The following is a 1,013-nucleotide window of genomic DNA, read 5'->3' as shown; positions in this document are numbered from 1 at the left end:
TAGAGCCTTAATCCTAGCGCCTAATGTTTTCTTTCGTAGGCGTGAAACTTGTTTCGCGCGTTTGTTTATAAGAGGCGTTTCAAACGCCAAACATTTATGGTTCACGGCAAAAGCCGTTCCTACATAAAAATGTTTAAGGTTTTGTCGCCATAAATAGCGACTTACAAAGACTAGCCATTGGTAAAAACTAATTGAGATGGGTTGTCTGTTTGAATAAACAAGACTCTTGTCACTGTTGAACCTGATTCGTCTTTTGATGTGTTTGTGAAAAGGTAGTTTTCATCAAAAGTACTCAACTTATCAAGATCAAAATCAGAGTTAGCCTCATGGTGAAATGACATAGCACAGACTTTACCTCTGCAAGCAAAGTCTTCAGCATAAACATCGTTTGTGCGAATTTGATTCAACATCTCGAGCAGCTTAACTTCTCTTTCTATTGAATTATCGGTTTCTTCTGCACCTCGTACATTATTCAAAAAGTCATGAAATTCAGGAATTGTGATTGCGCCAAATACGCTTTGCTGTTTAATTTGCTCATTATCAGTGATGAATAAATTGGTAACAGATTCTGATGATGAAAAATGTCTATCAGCTAAATTCGTTTGTTGACCTTGCTCTTCACTCACCTTATTACCTTCAGGATCTGAACTGGCTAATTGTTTAACTTGAATAGTGCTTTGATGTGTATCTTTGTTATTCGCCGAGATCACTTCTTTATTAGAATCACTGTTAACTTGACTCTCTATTACGGTAGCCGTCACCTCACTATTGTTGCTCGATGAAGTAACCAAATAAGTTATTAGCGAACTGATAGCAATCAAAATTAAAACTGTGAATCCATTTAGTTTAACCATTACTAAAATCCTTTTATTTTTAAACCTTAATTCCTTGAAAATACAATAGATTATTTTGTATGACAAGTAATGATTTTTTAGTTTATAAGATACAAGGGGAAGTTTGTAGGAGGCGTTTCAACGCCGAACAAGTAGCAGCGATTTTACATCGCGTCCTAG

At 35.7% G+C, this 1,013-nt stretch carries 1 protein-coding gene; it reads right to left on the bottom strand.

The genetic code is table 11. The features are described from left to right. Positions 1 to 170 precede the first annotated feature (170 nt). Positions 171 to 854, bottom strand: a complete 684-nt coding sequence (locus VRK28_RS02600) for a hypothetical protein (RefSeq protein WP_062565594.1) — start codon at positions 852 to 854, stop codon at positions 171 to 173. Positions 855 to 1,013: the final 159 nt, after the last annotated feature.

It is taken from the genome of Pseudoalteromonas sp. P80D2 (assembly GCF_036680945.1).
Taxonomy (GTDB): Bacteria; Pseudomonadota; Gammaproteobacteria; order Enterobacterales; family Alteromonadaceae; genus Pseudoalteromonas; species Pseudoalteromonas shioyasakiensis.
This window is presented reverse-complemented; position numbering and strand designations above follow the sequence as displayed.